Origin of the sequence: Winogradskyella forsetii (assembly GCF_013394595.1) — a bacterium.
In the GTDB taxonomy this organism is placed as follows: domain Bacteria; phylum Bacteroidota; class Bacteroidia; order Flavobacteriales; family Flavobacteriaceae; genus Winogradskyella; species Winogradskyella forsetii.
Genome location: NZ_CP053348.1, coordinates 1,404,173 through 1,423,643, shown reverse-complemented (window position 1 = coordinate 1,423,643; position 19,471 = coordinate 1,404,173). Strand labels below are relative to the sequence as shown.

The following is a 19,471-nucleotide window of genomic DNA, read 5'->3' as shown; positions in this document are numbered from 1 at the left end:
ATGGACCATGCAAAACCTCAATGAAATAGTTGAGCAATTTCAAGATAAAGATGAAAATGCTTTTGAAAAATTATATGAAATGTACTCAGAAAGTATACATGGTGTAATTTTCAATATTGTGAAAAATAAGTCTCTTGCAGACGAACTAACACAAGAGACTTTTATTGAAGCATGGAAAAATGCGTCGTCCTATTCAATTGAAAAAGGACGTTTTTTTACTTGGATTCTCAAAATGGCACGGAATACTGCCATGGATAAAATAAGATCAAATTCATTTAAGCAATCTAAAATGAATCTCAATATAGACTCTTCTAAAAATAGTTTTTCAAGTCCAGATAACCTTAACGAAAGCTCAGATCCTATTGGAATTAGGAAACTTCTGCCAACATTATCTTCAAAAAGATGTACGATTATTGAATTACTTTTTATAAAGGGTTTTACCCAAAAAGAAGTTTCAGATCATCTAGACAAGCCTATACGCAATGCATAAACCAGAAGCAGAAATGGCATCAAGGACTTACAATTTATGGTTTTGTAGACTCTGATTATACTTCGCACAAATTACAAACACATATTAATTATATTTTAAATAAAAAAACACCCACTCATTCGAGCAGGTGCTTTCCCTAACAAAAAAACTCAAAAAAACACCATGAACAACTCATGATACGATCAATCTTAATCAGAGATCAATCTTTCTTGCTAGTCACCAATCAACTAAACTTAATCTGCTTCCCCACAAATCAAGTGCTGAAAGTTTTTATAATTGTATAATACTTTACAGAAATGTATTTATTCATTAATGTCTCTATACCTTTTACGAAAAAATGACAAGGTCGGTTTTGTTAAAACTTTGTTAACGCAATTATTTCCTGATTTTTCGCCATAAAAAATTAACTTTGTAGCTTCAAACCAAACCCTATGAATCCATCAGCTCATGGCTGGATAAAAAAATTGCTTAACCAAGTTTCTGAAACCAAATATTCAGAGACGGATAACAACGAATTTTACAATCGCTTAAAACAAGCTGGATTTATTTATGGAAGCAATATTAAAGTTGTTTTAGATATTGTTAGGCCTTATGATTTTACCGAAGAAGAACGTTGCAAAATCAATTTGCTCCTTTCTTTTTACTTCATACATGTTAAGGAAAATCCAGATAACGGTTTTATAGAAAGTTTAATACTGTATTATAAAACGATCAGCGACCAAAAGCGTTCGTTTTTTGAAGAGCTATTTGGTAACAATAAAACGGATTACTTATTGGAACAAGTAGTCCACAAACGTATTCACATTGACGACAACTTCATTTCCAAAAGTTTCAATTATTTTTTAATCAATGCCCTTTTGTTTGTTGATATATTAGGATATCATCGTTTTCTGAAAAATAAAAAAGGTATTAAATCTTATGTTACGAATCTTGAATCTGCCCTAGAAACCATAGTTTTCTCTGTGATAGATCATAAATCCGAAAAATCAGAATACGATGAAAACCTCATCAAATTGTTTGAGAGCTCTATAAGACATAAAAATTCGGAATTGCCAACCTACGAGAAAGCGGTATCTTTTATCCATGAGCCTTTAGAGAAATTGTATGTTATAGATTTGGTTTGCATGGCGTCTTGGACGGATAAGGTCATTGATATGGAAGAACGCGAATTCTTAATCCGCTTAAAAGATGATTTGAACCTTAATAGTGAAATCGTTGCGCAATCCGTTAATGACATCAATTTATTTTATGACGACCATAAAGATGACGTTGCCTTTTTAAGTTCTAAAAATTTAGCACAGAGTTTTTATGACAACAGCAGTAAAATCGTTTCTAAACTGATTACAAGAAACAGTAAACGTCTCATTAAAGAGTTATCGGAAAGTAAAGAAGCGATGTACCTTTTGGCACAATCCACAACACGAACTCTTACAGATGAAGAACAAAAGAAAATTCAATCGCAATTAATGGATATTTTTAAATCCATTCCAAGTTTGGCAATTTTCATGTTGCCAGGTGGTATGCTGCTTTTACCATTATTTGTGAAGTTTATTCCTAAATTATTGCCTTCGGCTTTTGATGAAAACAGAATAGAAGATAAAAAGTAATATTACTTTTTCTTATCTTCCATATACTCTAAAACGGCCTCTTTAGTCGTAAACCAGTTGCGACCTTCTTTATGAGCATCTATTTTGCCCTGACGAGCCAATAAACTAACATATTCTTGACCGTAAGGAACCTCTGGTTCTTTAACGATGTCAGAAATTACCTGATAGTCTTTATCGGATCCAGGAATGGCACTTAGATAAATATTTAAGGTACGCTCTGCAGCCTGACTCATTAGCAACATAAGTTTAGCGTAGTTACCATTATTGGCCAGGTTTAATGCCGAATAATACTTAAGCCTATCATTAGTAAGGATTATAGCTGGTGGAAAACCAGAACGCATCAATAATAAATTCATTACAAGACGAATGGTACGACCATTGCCATCAAAAAATGGATGAATCCAGACAAACTTATGATGAAAAACAGTAGCGAGCTCTATTGGATTTAACCCTTGCGGATTGGTATTTACATAAGTTATTAAACTATCCAAATACTCCGATACCTTACTAGCATTTGGCGGGACAAAATTGGCACCTGAAATACGAACACCAGCATTTCTTAAACGACCTGCATACTCATCTTCTATAGAACGCAATACTAAACCATGAAGCTCTAAGATATCCTTAGCATTTAAGATATAATTTTCATCTACTAACGTATAAAGTTTATGGATAGCAGTTTCGTGGTTTTTAGCTTCAAAATGCTCTCTAAGCGATTTCCCTTTTATGGTAATGCCTTCTTGCAACACCATTTGGGTTTCTCTTAGACTAAGCGTATTACCCTCTATACTATTACTATGGTAAGTCCATTCTACAAGAAAAGCTTCCTTAATATTTTGCAAAACAATATTTGGCAAGGGTCTATCAGCATTTAAGACCTTGACCTTGTCCAATAACCGAACAAATGTTTGATCTAACTCGTTTCTATATGTTACATCTATTTGCCACATTCCACAAAGATACAACTTTTAACGGTTAATTCAATATTTAAACCTATCCGATATTCACTCTAACCAATTCTTAAAATCCTTTACACGTTCTCTGGCGACAATAATTTGTTGCTCGTTGAAACGGTTCAGTTTTATCTCGAGTCTGGAGTTGGTATAGCTTACGATATCTTTTATGGCATTGATATTTACATAGAATTTTCTACTAATCCGGAAGAATACGTCTGGTTCTAGTTCCTCCTCTAATTGATCCAAAGTCGCATCCAATAAATAATTCCGTCCCTCATTGGTAAAGGCATAGGTGCCTTTATTTTCACTGTAGATACATTCAATATCTTCAATATTAATAAGCTTCAAATGGTGCCCGACTTTTACGGAAAAACGTTTTTTATACTCACGTTCAATCGGGTTGACCAAGAGGTTCTTAATATCATTAAAATCTAAGGTTACCGATTGGTTTTGTGGTGTACGACCTTTAAATTTTTCAACAGCGGTTTTTAAGTCATCTTCATCAATCGGTTTTAATAAATAATCAATACTATTAAGTTTGAAGGCCTGCAAAGCATACTCATCATAAGCGGTTGTAAAGATTACGGCAGATTTAATATCAATCGCTTCAAAGATTTCAAAAGATAGTCCATCACTTAACTGAATATCCAAAAAAATCAAATCTGGATGCTCGTTGTTTTGAAACCATTCTATCGATTCTTCAACCGAGTGCAACATGGTATCAGCCTTCATATCCATAGCTTGTAGCATACGTTGTAGGCGTCTTGCGGATGGTTTTTCGTCTTCTATTATTATAATGTTCATTATTATATGATTACTTATTTCTGATTACTATTTTATTCCCAAAAGGTGGTCTTTTCATCTTTCTCTTTTAAAAATTTCTCTACTTTTTTATCCTCCCAACTTTTTTTGAACATTCGCTTTTCATTAAAAATCTTGAAGCCGTGTACAATTATGATTACCGTCCAAACACCAATAATACTCAGGTTAAGACTTATAATGTTATTCTTATAAGGTCCGGAAACAATATACAAATTATACAACAGAAGCGTTACAAAAACAAAATATGCAGCTAAATGAATATAAAAAAGCCTTAGTCGCCTTACTTTCTTTTTTGCGTTTTCAAAACGCTGTCTTTCTTCATCAGTCATTTTTAAAATTATTTTATTTTACGAATTCACTTTAAAAGGAACACTTTTTACTTTTTACTTTAAAATTTTTGCTAAGACTGTGACCCGCCCTAACGTGTCTTTTCGGTAAGGGCAGGCTGAGACCGAAAACTAAAATCATTCCCAGCGTTCCTTTTCTTTCTCCATATACTCGTTTATTTTTTTGTTTTCCCAATCTTTCCCAAAAAGGAAATTTGGGCCAAAAACCCCTAAAAAATGAAATACCAATCCTATACCCCAAAAAACGGCTGTGGCATAAGGCCCAAAACCTGTAAAACCAGCATTAACGCCAATAAGTATGATTAAGAATAAATTCACAACCACATAGACCGCTAAATGCCAGTAAAACCCAACAATAGCATCTACTTTTTTCTTGGCTCTTAAATAAGCTTCTTCCTTTCTAAAATCATTTGAGCCTTTATGCTCATCGTATGGTTCTATACTATATTTTTCCATTAGACTATTTTTTTAATCGTTTTGTAATTCATCTTCCATGTACTTCTCAATTTTTCGCTCTTCCCAGTCCTCTCCTAAAATCATTGGAAGTCCAAATACTGAAAATGCATGTAAAGCAATTGCAATACCCCAAATCATCCATGTGATTACAGTTGCAAAATCAAAAAATGCTTCATTAAACGTTTCTCCGTTATTGATATTATTCATGATCTTAACGGCTGTAATCACAGTGTTTATAACTATATAAACCGTTAAATGAATATAAAAAGCCTTTAACTTTTCAACCTTATGTCGTGCTTTTATAAATTTTAAATTAGAATCTTGTGTTTTCATGTTCATCTGTTTTAAATCAAATCAATTAACTCATCGGCAATCAATTTGAGTATGAGTTCCTTCCCTAAGGCAAGGCTAGGAAGGGATTAATTCCAGCGTTCTTTTTGATTTTCCTTCTTCATGTATTCTTCAATTTTTCGTTTTTCCCAACCAGCACCTAAGGCACCATCATCCACAAAAACCCTGTAACCCTGAAAAACCAGACTCAGTCCCCAACCTATCATAGGAAACCAAAACCATTGTATGGTAAAGCTAGAAAACTGATACCATATAAAAACTAGAAATGGCATTACTAAACAGTAGGAAATCAAACTATAATAAAAGCCTTTCAATTCTTCTACGCGTTTGCGAGCTCTTACATAGTCGTCGTTAAGACGTGCTTGTGATTTTTGTGTGGTTCTCATGATTGATACTTGTTTTGTGAGCATAGGAATCGCAACCGCAAAATCCTTTTCTCGTTGATTGATGTGTACTTTTCTATTTGAAAGCAGTTGGTACCGCTGTTTAATATTTTCTAATCCAACACCACTACTCTTCTTTACAATTTGTTTGGGTTGAAGATTGTTCATTACAACTAAGTAATCACCATCCTCATATATTTTAACGTGCAATGGTTTGCTCGTTGTCACCATATTGTGCTTTACGGCATTTTCTAGTAGCAATTGCAATGATAATGGCACCACCTTACTTTCAGGATTTGAAGCCTTATCCGGAATTTCGAAAATAATACTATCCTCAAATCGCATTTTCAAGAGCAACATGTAGGTTCTGGCGAAATTCAACTCCTCATCTACCGTTACCAATTCTTTACTTTTCTGTTCTAAAACATACCGATAGACTTTAGATAGTGAAGTCGTGAATTTTTGCGCATTTTCTGGATTTTCCTCAATTAAGCTCGTCAGTACATTTAAACTGTTGAACAAAAAGTGCGGGTCCAATTGGTTTTTTAAAGCGTCGAACTTTGCACTAGCTGTACCAGCAATGACTTTCTGCTCTTTTATCTTATTCTTTTGGTAACGATTGTAGAAATATATAATATGGAAAACAGTTATAATACTCAGTGTTATCCATAGCCCAAAGGAATAACCTCTCCAAGATTCCCCAGCTATAAACCTTTCAAATTCTATATCATAAATAACAATAGCCGTGAAAACCCTTAAAAGAAAAAGTCCAATTAACGTAATTGTTGTAGCTCCTATGATTCCGATGATCACACGTTTTATGGTATCTCCAGTTTTCCAATTTCGCTTTTCCATATAATAGAAAAACGCCATATTACTGTAACCTAAAACAAAGGCATAAAGTTGATAAAACCCAAAGTCAATCAAAAAGTCATTTACTGATTTGAATTCAAAACCTTCGAAAAACAGATGTCCTACTAAAAATACAGCGGTTCCAATACCGAAGGTTATAAAGATTCTTTTTAATGACTTTTTCATGGGTTATAGTTATTGTGTTTCGTTACCATAGCCAGCGAAAGCTACAGCTTCATTCGTTCCCCTATTCCTTTTTTAACTTCAATATCTATTAAGACTTGCAGTCTTTAGCAACTTGTTCTGCACGTTCCTTTCCCCAATTTGGATGCAACGCACTCTCTGGCTTAAAGGTATCAAAAAGTTCAATGGACGCTTCTATGTCCTTACAAAATGGTGCTGTATCCTTTCCGAAATACTTAGCGCTCCCCATGTCCCATTCTGCTTTACCTAAAGCCGCTCTCGGATTTGTTGGATCCAATGTTGTTGCTTTTTCATACAACTCAGCTACCTTTGCACCATATTTGATGCCGTAGGTCATGCCATCAAAAGCGACCCAATTGGTTAAAACTTGTGCTTGCATCACTAGCAATTCGGCGTTATTCTCACTTTTTAGCATCGCAGCATCCAAATGTTCTTGTGCTTTATCTAGTTGTGCTTTCAACACCGTTGCGTCTTTTTCTGACCAACTTTTTAAACTGTTAATCTGCGCGATATAATAATTAGGCAACCATTCTTTTGGTTCAGCTTTGGCAATGCGCTCAAACATGTTTTCGGCTTCATCAGTTTTACCATTTTGCCAAAGTTCGAAAGCCTTGGTCATTCCTTTTTCAAAATTAGTTTGTGCTTGTGTAATTCCTGAAATTACCAGAAAAGCGATAATAATTAGATGTCTCATAGTGATGGTTTTTAATTAAAGTGATATTGTTATAGATTTATTTTCTTTTAGTTCAAATTTAGCGTCGTCCCATTCTGGTGGCCCCATAAAACCCGTGGCTCCATTAGAACAACCGTAATCTTCTTTTGGAATTCCGAACATAGCCGTATCAAGTTTACCATTATCATTTTCATCATGAAAAATCGAAACGGCATAAGTGCCTGCTGGAATATTCTCAAAACTAATGGTACAAGCTTTATTTTTTATAGTGCTTTTTGACGCTTTAAAAGGTTGACTTAAAAATCCTGATTCGGAATCATAAAGTGCTACAAAGATGTGACCGTCGTTGTTATCGGCTTCTTCAACTTTTACGGTCATTGTAAATGTCTCTTGAGCTTGTGTTTGAAAACTTAAGAAGCTAATCAAACAGATAATAGCAGTTTTTACGAGTAAATTCATGGTTGATGGTTTTGTTTGATACAAATATCGAATACAAATGCAGCTTTGTAAAATTGAAATTACCGAAATGTATGTTTTTAATGACGAATTGTAATTTATTGAAATTTCTCTAAATACATGTACAAAACAATAGTGTTTTAAATTTCAAGTTTCCTATGTGAAATGAATTCGTGGTAATTAATTGGTTTCAATTTCCTGGTTGGAATAATTATATTAATGCATTTCGCTTTAACCAGTATCAATTTCGCCACGAATACACTAATTTACTTGTTCTCATAAATACTGGAGTAAATCTGGACTATCCATTTCACAAATGAAACAGAATGAAAGTCTGTTAAAAAAATAAATTCTCATTCCATATATATTTATTTAACCTAACGACATATAATTCGTGTATTCGTGACAAAAAAAAATCCGCAAAAAACAGTAACTTAGTAAGCCGTTTCTCTACTAATCGTTTACAATTCAATTTTTTTAACCCATAAAAGCCAATCAAAATGAAGCACCTTAAATTTATTATTGCGTTAACGTTGCTGTCAACCTTAGCATTTGCACAAACCGACAAACGATTAAAAGGTATTGAAAAGCAATTCAATTCCGTATTAGAAAGTACGAAAGCACCTGGTTTTGCCGTGGCTATTGTAGAAGGCGACAAAATTATCTATGCTAAAGGTTTTGGATATGCCGATTACGAAAACAAAGTACCAGCAAATGCCAACACGCTTTTTGCTATTGGCTCTTCTACCAAAGCATTTACATCTGCACTATTAGGATTGCATCGCGAGGATGATAAATTATCGTTTGATGATAGTCCAAGAAAACACATTAAGGAACTCGAGTTTTTTAATAATGATATGAATAACCAAATCACCATTAAAGATCTTATGAGACACAGCACAGGTTTGCCAAGACATGATGGTTCTTGGTACTTTTTCCCGAGTCACAACAAGGATAGTTTGATCGCCAAAATAAAGTATCACGAACCTTTTACAGGCGTACGCCAACAATGGTATTATAATAATTTTGGATTTTTATTACAAGGCGTTATTACTGAAAGAATCACGGGAAAAACCTGGGAAGAAAACATTGAAAACGAATTCTTTGAACCATTGGGAATGGAGCGCTCCAACACCACTATTGAAGCCATGAAATCCAGCTCCAATGCCTCATTAGGTTACCAGCTAGATAAAGATAGAAACATTGAAAAAATGGATTATTATGATATTGCCGGTATGTCTCCAGCAGGAAGTATCAATAGTTCTGTCAATGATATGAGCAAATGGTTGATGACTTGGATTAATGACGGAAAATATAAAGATGAGCAAATTATTCCTGAAAACTATGTAAAAGAAGCTATGAGCTCGCAAATGGTTGTCGCAGCCGGATTGCCTTCAAAGGAATTACCAGAAGCACAATTCGCCAATTACGGTTACGGTTGGTTTTTGCATTCTTACAAAGGACATTATATGGTAGAACATGGTGGTAATATCGATGGCTTTTCGGCAAGTGTGGCCTTATACCCATCCGATAGTTTGGGTATTGTGGTCTTGGCCAACCAAAATGGTTCCCAAGTACCAAGACTTATCAGGAATATTGCAGCCGATTATATGCTGAAAGTGAATAAAACCGAATGGGCCAAAAAGCATAAGGAAGATACGGAAAAAGCTTTGGAAGCATTAGAAGAAGCCAAAGACGATATGGGAATTTCCAATGTAAAAAACACCAAACCGTCACATACCAAAATTGATTATACAGGTGCCTATGAAAATAAAGGCTATGGGAAATTTGAAATTGTAATGGAAAACGATTCCCTATTTTCTGAACTTAACGAAGACAGACAATACTTAAACCACTTTCATTACGATACGTTTGAATTTATCGATGTGAAAAACGGTAAAGTAGATACCACAGCCATAGGAAGTTCCATAAAAATAAATTTTAGTACCAACACCGCAGGTGATATAGATTATGGCCATATTGAAATTGAAGGCCTATTAGATCCTATCGCCTTTAAACGGACGCCAAACACCATAGATGTTGATGCCAAAACCTTGGAGCAGTACGTCGGGAAATTTGATTTGATGGGACAGGAAATAAAAGCCTATATTAAGGATGAAAATGTACTTTATGTATTTGTGCCAGGCCAACCAGAATATGCCTTAGTGCCCACAGCAACGCACAAGTTTAATTTTAAAACTTTAGAAGGTTTTAAGGTTGAGTTTATTGAAGCTGATGATAAAAGCATCAACGAAGTGAAATTTATTCAGCCTAATGGGACGTTTGTGGCTAAGCGAAAGAATGAGGATTAAAAAACCAGAAGCTTTAGAACATTGCGTCTTAAAATTAAAAATGCATTTATTTAAAACTTTTTTGTGGTAGATAAAAGTATGATTTATGGCAAAGATGTCCAAAAAATTAGGAGACCACTTGACAAGTTATTAAATATGACTAACTTTATTACCGACTACCCAGAAGTATAGACTTAAGCGAAATAACGTTACTTTTATGGCTTAAGTAACGTTATATGGGTGTTGTAAGCAAGCTGAAGAAACCGACTAACTTAAAAGAATGATTAAGAGCTCAATTGAAAATGACCTATTAAGATATACTGAAAAAATATATGATGAAGGTATTTTCAATAAACATAATGAGAAAATTAATGCCGAAGACTTCTTCTGTCGTCTGTTCAAGTTAATTTATGGTTGGAGCGATTTAGTAAATCTTAATTATTTAGAATCGAATTCTGCAGGAATTGATTTGTATTCAGCTAATCAAAAAATAGCAATTCAAATTACCACCATACAAAGCAAAGAGAAAGAAAAAGTTGAAGGAACAATTAAAAAAGTTCTAAAGCATCATTCTGACAAAAAAATAGAGGGAATTATATGTTTCTTTATAAAAGATAATAGACCACTAAAAAATATAGATGTCAATGAGCTTTCTGAAGAATTTGGGATAAAAATTAAAATAAGAACTACAAAAAACATTATTGGAGATTTTTATAGATTTCCTTCACCCGAAAAAAAAATACGGATTTCAGAAATTGTTAAACAAGAAACATCCTCTGATTTTAAAGGAATAGATTCTTTAGAAATATTTGAACCTTATTACAACAGAAAAATTTCAAAATATACAACACCAGAAAGCTTAATATATTTCTCTGCATTTGAGAAAAATAAAATTCAAGAAATACAGGAACTATTTAACAATGATAAAATCAAGGAATATTGCATTTTAGGCAACCCTTGTAGTGGAAAATCAACATTAGCAAACGCAATATTAAAGAATCTTAAACCATATTATAAAGTATATTACATAGACCTTTCAGACCCTGATTTAAATAATAACAATGTATTAAGTGAGATTAATCAACTATCATTTTATCACACAATTATACTACTCGAAAATGTTCACGATAACATAAAACTTTTTAATAAAGTACAGCAAAAAATCATACGATTTCCTTGGTTAAAAGGGTTATATATTTCCAGATATCATAATTCTTACAGAGAGGAAGATGAAAATTCGATTAGAAATATTTTTAAGGATATTGAAAAATTCAGATATAATCCAAATAAAATATTTGAAGAAAAAGTTTCTGGAATTATTGATAATCGAGTTAAATCTCTTAAAGATGAGTTCCCTCAATTTAATTGGTATGTTGGAGATTTTCAAACAGTTTTAAATAATACAGACAGAAATTTATTAAAACTAAATATTGCATTAGAAACTTGGATTTCATCTACTAAAAAAGGTAGTAACATTAAATTTGAAAAAATAAATAATGAAAGGATATATTCACATTTTTATACAACTCATAAACTAAAAGAATTAGACAAAAAACTTTTGTTTTTGTATTCATACTTATACAGTTATGACATTTCTTTTTTAAGAATAAAAAGAAAAAAAGATGAATTTGATTTACTAAAAGAGAAGGGAATTATTCTGAATTACAATACGAGTGACTATTATTACTTTCCTCATAAAGATTATGCGAACTTAATTTATCAATCCTTAAAAAAAGAAAGGGATTTAGAAATAGAAGACCTTTTAAAATATTTAAAAAAGTATATAAAAAACTTTAAAACAGAATCTGAATTAAACATTACAGAAATAATAATAAAACTGTCTTATGGTAAGGAATTAAAAGTAGTTAGTACTTTATTAAATCAAGTTAGCGTACTAAAGCTTTTATCAAATAAATTTTCTGGAAATATTAGAGATTACGAGGTTTTTGAATTGCAAAAAGCCTATTTCTTATCTTTTGACAATCTCGATAATGATTTACAAGTAAAGTATTATACTCTCTTCATTAATTATTTCACAAAACACAAGCTTGAATTATTTATTTCAAAAGACTATTCCATATATAGCAATTTAATTCAAATAGCAAAAATTTTGAATATTGAATTGGGCAACATATTTATTGATTTAAATTCAAAACATAAAGAGAAAATTAATTCTATTTCGGACTTAACAATGAAAATTAGTTCAAGTAAACCCTATCCCGATACCGTTAGTAGAATACTTAATTCATTCCACTTTCCCGAATGGTTATTAATGATTGAAAAATTACCAACACTTTCAAGAATTACTAACTCATTGTCAGAACTTAACACTTCGCCTCTGTCGAAAAAATTATTAACTGGAGTAATTAATAAAATTAATATTCAAGAATTGGCATTAAAAGGCCAAAAATTAAAAACTGTACAAATCACAAAATCCTTAAGAGAATTAAAAAAAATAGACATAGCTATTGGAACTGACGTAACAAATGACCTAATGAAGCATTTCACGCTCGATAATAAAATAGCATCGACAAATTTATCTGACTTTTCAAAAATTTTATCAGACTTGTCTTCAATTAGTCCTGATTTTGTAGAAACAGAATTGACAGAAAGTTTTCAGAACGGTACTTTTTATAATATATTGGAAAAGGAAAAAAGTATAAATAATATTTCAGCAAGCATTTTAGAACTTAAAAAAATCACTATTTCAAGTGAAAACTTATTTTATGAATTAGTAAATAAATTTTTTGACTCTAATGTGGTTTATAACCTATTAAAAATTGAAACGAATATTAGCAGTTTACTTATTCTATTTGAACTTATAAAAAGAAACGAAGTTGGAATTAATGAAGGTGTTAAAAATAAACTTTTGGTTTCTATTAAAAAACTAATATTAGAATCTGACTATGATTACACTCTATATTCTAATCCAAAAGTTCTCAATATTCCAGAATTAAAATCAAAGATTAATGATGAAATTTCAACTGAATTATTAAACAAAATTCTTAATCGGTCTAAATTCACAATATTGGATTCTTTATTTAGAGTATTAAATGCTATCAATAAAGAAAAAACAATAAACGCATTGAACAAAGCTGATTTGAATATTTTTGTTCAATCAATATGCAATAAAGAACTCAATATGAGTCAATCATTAGAGGTTTTATTTAGAGCTAAATCGAAGACATATATTGATGAGAATTTTAATTCAAATTCATTTTGGTACAACTTATTAGATGAATATTTAATAATTCAAAAAGATAACCAATACAATTATCATAAATTGAATTTTGGAGATTTCTTGAAAGCTTTTGAATTTTGCTTAAAAATAAATACAGAAATAGCATTAAAACACTTTGAGAATGATTTTCTAAAAAAACTTAAATCAAAAGAAAACTTTACTATATCATCGCTATTTCAGTTTTTAAGAAAAATTGAAATTAAAACAAAAAGTAAATACAACACAGAAATTCAACAGTTTTTAGACCTTAATAAGTCAAAATTTATAGAAGGTATTAAAAATGAAAACATTGAAAAAACAACTTCTGGTTTGGTTGAATTAAGTAAGTGTGAGTTCGGAAATTATGTTGACGAGTTTATTTATAATGCTCGAAATACATTTTCAACGAAACTAAAGCAAATCAAAGGGAATAAAAAAATAGAGAAAAAAGTTCACGCTGATTTAAAAATAATTGCCACTAATAAATCGAAATTTTTACTAAATGAATTATAAAAGCCAGCTTACAACACCGTATATAATTAATGGCTAGTTTTAGCTTGTTTACGAAAATTTTCGCAGATTTTCTATTCAGTTTTTATTTACTAAATTAGGTGCTTAAACACGCCACTAATCATATACAATCACGTTGTAGGTAATTTGCCATCGCTAATGACGTTTTGTACAAGGATTTCCTGAGCGGTGTTGTGGATAGGGAAACGGACTCCACTGGAAGTGTAAAAATGGAGCCGGCAACTATTCGACCATTTCTGTCGGATATTGCCCAAGTAGTTTAGCTTTCAGCGTTGAGAGCTCGCTCTCAAAACGTTGGAACGTTAAAAACTACTTGAACAAGGACGGTAAAATTTTTGAGAAAGTCAAATATTTGAGCGTAAATGTTTGCGTTTTTACACTTCAAGTGGGGTTTTTGGTGCGTTTCAGACTGATCATACACAAATGTATGGCTCAATATGAAACGCGAGGCTTGTACAAAAGCGACCCAATTATTGTCTTATGGCAAACTATGAACAGTTTTATTCCTAATTTTAGGAAAAATTAAAATTAAAATAAAACTACCCACAACATGCAATATACGTAATGGCCCAAAAAACTATCAGCATGAAAAGGGGCCACTACGTATATTGCTATCGTTGGCAGTAATATGAGAATGACAGAACTTTTAAAGAAATATTTAGTTATTAAATGGTGGATTCCGCTACTATTTTTCGGAATATCTTTCATTATTTTTATAACAGGAATTATTTTACCAAATACTGATTTTGGGTTTAATTTATTTGCTTTTTCTGTTCTGATATTATTAATCTCATCTATTTGGGATCAATCTCAAAAGTTGTGTGTGAGTTGGATAAATAATTTGATCTTTGCCCAAAAAAAGATCGTACATTGAATTTATCCCTAGACCTGCTCAAGTTACTATTACCAGAATTACTAGTTTCACATTTTGACATCACTAGACATAGTATAGAACAAGATACTGTCCATCTGTATTTTGAAGAGAAAAAAGATACGCCTAAAGAAGAAAAGAGCCGTACCCTTATAGCCCACGGTTTTCATAAACAAGTGACCGTTCAAGATTTTCCTTTGCGCGGTAAAAAAGTATTCTTGCATATAAAGCGTCGGCGTTGGCTCGATAAACCCAGCAAAGAAGTTGTACAAAGAGATTGGAATCTAGTAGCACAGGGAACTCGTATGACCGTAGAGTTTGCTGCTTTTTTAAAAGTACTTGGTCAGTACTAAGGCTAATGACTGTCATACCATTGGTCGTTTTTATGGCGTTAATGGTAAGAAGCTCGGGCGGCAGTATCGAGATTATCTTAGTGAGTTTAAAGACTGGAAAGCCAAGAAACATGCTAAAGAGTGGCTCGTCTTTCCTGAGAACATGGGCAAGTATTTATCCATTGATGAAACAGCTCTCTCCAAAGGTGAACTCTATACCATTATCACCAATAAAAAAGCTAAAGGCAAGAAAGGAGCTATAGTAGCTATTATGGCAGGAACTAAGGTGGAGCCTATTATAGAACAACTCCTTAAAATTCCTAAATCAAAAAGAGATAAGGTTAAAGAGATCACCTTGGATATGGCCAACTCTATGAAGTTCATTGCTAAAAAGTGTTTTCCCAAAGCTATACAGGTTACCGACCGTTTTCATGTACAAAAACTAGCTTTAGAAGCTTTGCAAGATATCAGAATAAAACATCGTTGGGAAGCTATAGATATGGAAAATGACCAAATTAAACAGGCTAAAACTATCGAAAAAGAGTTTATCTCTGAAACATTTAATAATGGAGACTCCAGAAAGCAACTCCTTGCCAGAAGTAGGTACCTGCTCTATAAAGCGCCTAACAACTGGACTCAAAACCAATACCTTAGAGCTAAAATCTTATTTGAACAATATCCGGATATTAAAAAAGCTTATAATCTGGTACAAGGACTTAGGAATATATTTAATACCGCTACTTCTATACAAACAGCTTATACTAAACTCGCCCACTGGTATAAAGATGTAGAGGCTACAGGATTTAGGGCTTTCAATACTATTGCAAATACAATTACCCTAAACTATAGATCGATACTCAATTATTTTATTAATAGAAGTACTAATGCATCCGCTGAAGCTTTCAATGCCAAAATTAAAGCCTTTAGAGCACAGTTTAGAGGTGTCAAAAACATAGAATTCTTCCTCTTTAGATTAACAACAATTTTTGCCTAACACACAACATTTAGGCATGATCCTCTATTTGGCAGATAATAAAAGGCAAAAAAAAGACTGGTTTTGCATTATTATCAACCGCATTAACGCCAATTTTCGCTCTCGGATTTATGGCTTACCTATTTGCTGGAACGATGAACAAACCTGATGAAAAATTAGCTTCAGAAAGAATTGAGCCACTTATCAGAGAAAAAACTGATTTGACCATTCCGAATGACTTTGAGATTTTGGAAAATTTAATCGAACATACAGAAGGAGCTTTTGATTCTGATTATTCCGTCGGACTGACAATTGAATATAAAGAATCTGATGAAAAAAATATTCTAGAGCAAATTCTCAAAAGCGCGGAATTGAAATCTGATAAAGGTTCGTGGAAAAAATATGACAGCGGATTTGATTTTGAACATAATAATAACGAAATAAATAGAGCTGAACCGTTTTATTTCAAAGTAGACACTATAAACAATAAAATGGAATTGAATTTAAGTCACTTATGAATAAAAAACTACTGGCAACACCGTGTATAATTCATTGCTAGTTCTGGCTTACTTACGAAAATCCTCGCGGATTTTCTATTTGGTTTGTATTTGCTAATTTAGTTGCTGAAACACGCAACGAAATCATACACAAACACGTTGTACGTAAGCTAAAAAAAACACTCAGAAAATCAGCATACAGAATGAATTGCACTCAAATTTATACGACTCGGAAACTTGAAAAGACAATTCAAAAATCGATTGTAAAAAAAAGTGAAACCGAAAACAAAATCTTGGGAGAATGGGTTGCGACAATTTTTTATGTAGACAGAAAAAAATGCTGGCTGATTGTAAACAAACTGACCAAATATTTGCTGATACTGTCGGACATAAAATCATCTGAATTGAATAATATCACTCGAATATTTACAGAAACACTTAATTCTCAACTTAAAAACGACGGAATTGAAATTGATTATAAAACTTTGAGCGAACTCATCGGCGAAATAAAACTGTGCGAAACAAACAATGACCGAAGTGCGAATGGGTCTCTAAATAATTGTATGTTCAGCATTGAGCAATGGAAAATTGATTATGGTAGTTTTGAAAATTTGCCTTTCCGGAAAATAAATAGCAGATTAAACAGCTCACCGAACCAAATGATGGAATGGAAATATCCAAAAGAAATAATGAACGAAACAATAAAAGCCTACGTACAACAACGGCTATAGTTCATTGCGGCGGAATTTCCTCTCGGCAATTCCTGCGTATTTGCTAACTTTGGTTTACGGCGGAATAGTTCTGCCGAACCATTCCGCAACGAAACCATGGCCAAGACCGTTGTATGCCATGTGGTTAAAGAGTTACGAGCGGTATATAAAAGTTACGAAATCAAAAAAAACAAGTTCGGAATTATAAGAAAAAAGCTGATCTTTAAAAACAAAACGTCGGACTGAACTCTCGTACGTAAAAGAAAAAATAAACAGAAAACAGATAAAACAGGACTGTCAAGCAAAACGTAAAAAAAAGAAACCCAACAACGTCGGACTGACAAGCCGTTCGGAAAATGAAGATTGAAAATTTTTGCGAAGTTGGTTTCATATTCCCAAAAGTCCTGCGATTCTGCGAACAACGTCGGAATGATAAGCTGTACTTATAAATCAAATCGGAACAACAAACCAAAATAAAACACGGCATACAACATTGTGTATAGTTCATTGCTTGCCAGGTGCTTATCCGTAAAATTCCTTCGGAATTTTCTCAGGCTCGTAAAAGTTTGCTAAATTAGTAACTTAATCACGCAACAAACCATACACTGAGCGTTGCCAACAATTTGAGAAATGCTCGCAAATGTTAACATAATGAAATTAGCCTTTGATGCGTTAGAGCACGCTTCAATGAAAGAGAATTTCTCTGATTTTATGAATCAGCTAATTCAAAAGGCTGTTGAATTTTGGGAATTTAGAGATTTTGACTCTGCAATTGAAAAGTGCAATGAATTTATCGAATGGAATTCGGAAATTCAATTTGTGCATTTGTTTAAAGCAATGATTTATTCATCAGCTAAAGATTTTTATAAATCCCAAAAAATAGTAGACGGAATAGATAAAGACACTTTAGATGAATATGAATTAAAAATTAGTTTATTCATTTCTTCAATTAACGAATTTTACACACATAAGTTTCAAGACGCTCTGAACACTTGCAATGAGTTTCTGAAATTGGACAATGGAACATTTACTGAAATCCATATAATCAGAGGATTTGCGAATGCATCGTTAGAAAGTCATAAAGAGGCTATTAAAGACTTTAAAATTGCATTAAAGGATACTGACCAAGAAAATGCTATAAAAGCGAATTTAGCATACAGTTATTTAAGAAATAAGAATCATTTAAAAGCCCTTATGATTTTTAGAAAAATATCAAAACACTATCCAAACCATTGGAAAGTTCAATACAATACCGGTTTATCATATTTTAAATTTGCATTATTTAAAAAAGCAATGCCATTTCTAAATAAAACAGAGGAATTAAAATCAGATTTTTCTGGAACGTATTTGACAAGAGGATTTATTTATTTAAAAAAAGGAAAAAAAGAATTAGCTCATAAGGATTTTTTGAAAGCTAAGGAACTTGGAGCTGAAAGAAATTATGAAATTATAATGAGAAAATATTATCATAAATATTAAAAAACTGTTGGCAACACCGTGTATAATTCATTGCTAGTTAGAGCTTACTTACGAAAATTCCGCTGGAATTTTCTATCTGTGATTATTTACTAACTTTAGTACTTAAACACGCAACGAAATCATAAACAAACACGTTGGCAATAATTAAGAGCAACATTATGAAAAACCTACTTCTTCTTTTATTTTTTATTCCTATTGTAAGTTTTGGTCAAAATTTTGAGGGAACACTTGTGTATGAAAATGATATTGAGATTGCTGAAAAATTCTCAAAACAGTTAGGAATGACTAAAGAGAAAATGATGGAAAGTGGACAATTCTTTGAGGAAACTCTGACTACTTATAAAGATGGAAACTATTTGAGCAAACCGAATAAAGGAAAAATTAAAATTATTTATTTATCAGACAGAAATGAAATTTTGACAATAGACAAAAAATCTGAATTAATTCCTGCAATTAAAGCTGAAATAGATTTAGAAACAGAGCTAAAAGAAAAAAGCCCAAAAATTACAGTAGAAGAAACAGACGAAATTATCCTGAATATAAAATGCTCTAAAGTAATTGTTGAATGGGAAACTGGAACTTATGAGTATTTTTTCAATTCAGACCATTTAAAAATGGACTCGGCATTATACAGTAAACATAAGTACGATATGTGGTCGGAATATTTAAAAATATCGAATTCTTTGCCATTAAAAATCGTGAAAAGGATGGATGGAATGATGACAATTACTATGACACTAAAAGAAATAAAAGAGCATTCAGTTAATGATAAAATATTCAAACTTCCTAAATTAGAATTGAGCAAAGAATTTAATGTTTCTAAAGGGAATCAAGTCTATTATGAAAAAAAATAACTATTGCCAACAAAGTATAATTAATTGCTTTGGCAAGTGCCTATTTGGAAAATTCCATCGGAATTTTATCGGGTTCGTATTTGTTTACTAATTTAGTTGCTTAACCACGCCACTAA

General features: G+C 32.2%; 18 protein-coding genes. 10 read left to right on the top strand and 8 right to left on the bottom strand.

Annotated features, from left to right (window positions below; genetic code table 11):
* Nucleotides 1-7: 7 nt before the first annotated feature.
* On the top strand, nt 8-490 hold the full coding sequence (locus HM987_RS06185) for an RNA polymerase sigma factor (protein WP_179006202.1): 483 nt from the start codon (nt 8-10) through the stop codon (nt 488-490).
* Between the two features lie 431 nt (nt 491-921).
* A complete protein-coding gene (locus HM987_RS06180; RefSeq protein ID WP_179006200.1) occupies nt 922-2,097 on the top strand; it encodes an LETM1-related biofilm-associated protein in 1,176 nt (391 codons plus the stop codon).
* A 2-nt stretch (nt 2,098-2,099) separates the two neighbouring features.
* Here the strand turns inward: HM987_RS06180 and HM987_RS06175 are convergent, their stop codons facing one another.
* The 8 genes from HM987_RS06175 to HM987_RS06140 form a co-directional block, all read right to left on the bottom strand.
* Nucleotides 2,100-3,047 carry a Fic family protein gene (locus HM987_RS06175; RefSeq protein WP_179006198.1) on the bottom strand — a complete coding sequence of 316 codons (948 nt, stop codon included), beginning with the start codon at nt 3,045-3,047 and terminating at the stop codon, nt 2,100-2,102.
* A gap of 54 nt (nt 3,048-3,101) precedes the next feature.
* On the bottom strand, nt 3,102-3,857 hold the full coding sequence (locus HM987_RS06170) for a LytR/AlgR family response regulator transcription factor (protein ID WP_179006196.1): 756 nt from the start codon (nt 3,855-3,857) through the stop codon (nt 3,102-3,104).
* A 32-nt stretch (nt 3,858-3,889) separates the two neighbouring features.
* The gene (locus HM987_RS06165) at nt 3,890-4,204 is read right to left on the bottom strand and encodes a 2TM domain-containing protein (RefSeq protein WP_179006193.1); all 315 of its coding nucleotides are present in this window, start codon (nt 4,202-4,204) and stop codon (nt 3,890-3,892) included.
* 135 nt (nt 4,205-4,339) lie between these two features.
* On the bottom strand, nt 4,340-4,678 hold the full coding sequence (locus tag HM987_RS06160) for a 2TM domain-containing protein (RefSeq protein ID WP_179006191.1): 339 nt from the start codon (nt 4,676-4,678) through the stop codon (nt 4,340-4,342).
* 12 nt (nt 4,679-4,690) lie between these two features.
* A complete protein-coding gene (locus tag HM987_RS06155; protein WP_179006189.1) occupies nt 4,691-5,011 on the bottom strand; it encodes a 2TM domain-containing protein in 321 nt (106 codons plus the stop codon).
* Between the two features lie 86 nt (nt 5,012-5,097).
* Nucleotides 5,098-6,450 carry a histidine kinase gene (locus tag HM987_RS06150; RefSeq protein WP_179006187.1) on the bottom strand — a complete coding sequence of 451 codons (1,353 nt, stop codon included), beginning with the start codon at nt 6,448-6,450 and terminating at the stop codon, nt 5,098-5,100.
* An 88-nt stretch (nt 6,451-6,538) separates the two neighbouring features.
* Entirely contained in the window at nt 6,539-7,162 is a 624-nt protein-coding gene (locus HM987_RS06145) for a tetratricopeptide repeat protein (RefSeq protein ID WP_179006185.1), read from the bottom strand.
* A 15-nt stretch (nt 7,163-7,177) separates the two neighbouring features.
* Entirely contained in the window at nt 7,178-7,600 is a 423-nt protein-coding gene (locus HM987_RS06140; protein WP_179006183.1) for a DUF2141 domain-containing protein, read from the bottom strand.
* 497 nt (nt 7,601-8,097) lie between these two features.
* Here HM987_RS06140 and HM987_RS06135 point away from each other — a divergent pair, with 497 nt between their 5' ends.
* The 8 genes from HM987_RS06135 to HM987_RS06100 all read left to right on the top strand — a co-directional run bounded on the left by HM987_RS06135 (nt 8,098) and on the right by HM987_RS06100 (nt 19,355).
* Nucleotides 8,098-9,909: a serine hydrolase gene (locus HM987_RS06135; RefSeq protein WP_179006182.1), complete on the top strand. Its 1,812-nt coding sequence runs from the start codon at nt 8,098-8,100 to the stop codon at nt 9,907-9,909.
* A 259-nt stretch (nt 9,910-10,168) separates the two neighbouring features.
* Nucleotides 10,169-13,621: an SMEK domain-containing protein gene (locus tag HM987_RS06130; RefSeq protein ID WP_179006170.1), complete on the top strand. Its 3,453-nt coding sequence runs from the start codon at nt 10,169-10,171 to the stop codon at nt 13,619-13,621.
* Between the two features lie 888 nt (nt 13,622-14,509).
* Entirely contained in the window at nt 14,510-14,863 is a 354-nt protein-coding gene (locus tag HM987_RS06125) for an ISAon1 family transposase N-terminal region protein (RefSeq protein WP_179004828.1), read from the top strand.
* Nucleotides 14,850-15,836: an ISAon1 family transposase gene (locus tag HM987_RS06120; protein WP_179004830.1), complete on the top strand. Its 987-nt coding sequence runs from the start codon at nt 14,850-14,852 to the stop codon at nt 15,834-15,836. Before HM987_RS06125 ends, HM987_RS06120 begins: the two co-directional genes overlap by 14 nt.
* Before the next feature lie 110 nt (nt 15,837-15,946).
* Nucleotides 15,947-16,333: a hypothetical protein gene (locus tag HM987_RS06115; protein WP_179006169.1), complete on the top strand. Its 387-nt coding sequence runs from the start codon at nt 15,947-15,949 to the stop codon at nt 16,331-16,333.
* Between the two features lie 182 nt (nt 16,334-16,515).
* Nucleotides 16,516-17,043 (top strand): DUF6933 domain-containing protein, encoded by a 528-nt coding sequence (locus HM987_RS06110; RefSeq protein WP_179006167.1) that lies wholly within the window; start codon nt 16,516-16,518, stop codon nt 17,041-17,043.
* 630 nt (nt 17,044-17,673) lie between these two features.
* Nucleotides 17,674-18,501 carry a tetratricopeptide repeat protein gene (locus HM987_RS06105; RefSeq protein WP_179006165.1) on the top strand — a complete coding sequence of 276 codons (828 nt, stop codon included), beginning with the start codon at nt 17,674-17,676 and terminating at the stop codon, nt 18,499-18,501.
* Between the two features lie 158 nt (nt 18,502-18,659).
* Nucleotides 18,660-19,355, top strand: coding sequence for a hypothetical protein (locus tag HM987_RS06100; protein WP_179006163.1), 696 nt, complete (start codon nt 18,660-18,662; stop codon nt 19,353-19,355).
* Nucleotides 19,356-19,471: the final 116 nt, after the last annotated feature.

Bases quoted from the DNA above. Each gene is read 5' to 3' on its own strand.
- HM987_RS06185 (WP_179006202.1), top strand. From the start codon at position 8: ATGCAAAACCTCAATGAAATAGTTGAGCAATTTCAAGATAAAGATGAA.
- HM987_RS06180 (WP_179006200.1), top strand. From the start codon at position 922: ATGAATCCATCAGCTCATGGCTGGATAAAAAAATTGCTTAACCAAGTT.
- HM987_RS06175 (WP_179006198.1), bottom strand. From the start codon at position 3,047: ATGTGGCAAATAGATGTAACATATAGAAACGAGTTAGATCAAACATTT.
- HM987_RS06170 (WP_179006196.1), bottom strand. From the start codon at position 3,857: ATGAACATTATAATAATAGAAGACGAAAAACCATCCGCAAGACGCCTA.
- HM987_RS06165 (WP_179006193.1), bottom strand. From the start codon at position 4,204: ATGACTGATGAAGAAAGACAGCGTTTTGAAAACGCAAAAAAGAAAGTA.
- HM987_RS06160 (WP_179006191.1), bottom strand. From the start codon at position 4,678: ATGGAAAAATATAGTATAGAACCATACGATGAGCATAAAGGCTCAAAT.
- HM987_RS06155 (WP_179006189.1), bottom strand. From the start codon at position 5,011: ATGAAAACACAAGATTCTAATTTAAAATTTATAAAAGCACGACATAAG.
- HM987_RS06150 (WP_179006187.1), bottom strand. From the start codon at position 6,450: ATGAAAAAGTCATTAAAAAGAATCTTTATAACCTTCGGTATTGGAACC.
- HM987_RS06145 (WP_179006185.1), bottom strand. From the start codon at position 7,162: ATGAGACATCTAATTATTATCGCTTTTCTGGTAATTTCAGGAATTACA.
- HM987_RS06140 (WP_179006183.1), bottom strand. From the start codon at position 7,600: ATGAATTTACTCGTAAAAACTGCTATTATCTGTTTGATTAGCTTCTTA.
- HM987_RS06135 (WP_179006182.1), top strand. From the start codon at position 8,098: ATGAAGCACCTTAAATTTATTATTGCGTTAACGTTGCTGTCAACCTTA.
- HM987_RS06130 (WP_179006170.1), top strand. From the start codon at position 10,169: ATGATTAAGAGCTCAATTGAAAATGACCTATTAAGATATACTGAAAAA.
- HM987_RS06115 (WP_179006169.1), top strand. From the start codon at position 15,947: ATGGCTTACCTATTTGCTGGAACGATGAACAAACCTGATGAAAAATTA.
- HM987_RS06110 (WP_179006167.1), top strand. From the start codon at position 16,516: ATGAATTGCACTCAAATTTATACGACTCGGAAACTTGAAAAGACAATT.
- HM987_RS06105 (WP_179006165.1), top strand. From the start codon at position 17,674: ATGAAATTAGCCTTTGATGCGTTAGAGCACGCTTCAATGAAAGAGAAT.
- HM987_RS06100 (WP_179006163.1), top strand. From the start codon at position 18,660: ATGAAAAACCTACTTCTTCTTTTATTTTTTATTCCTATTGTAAGTTTT.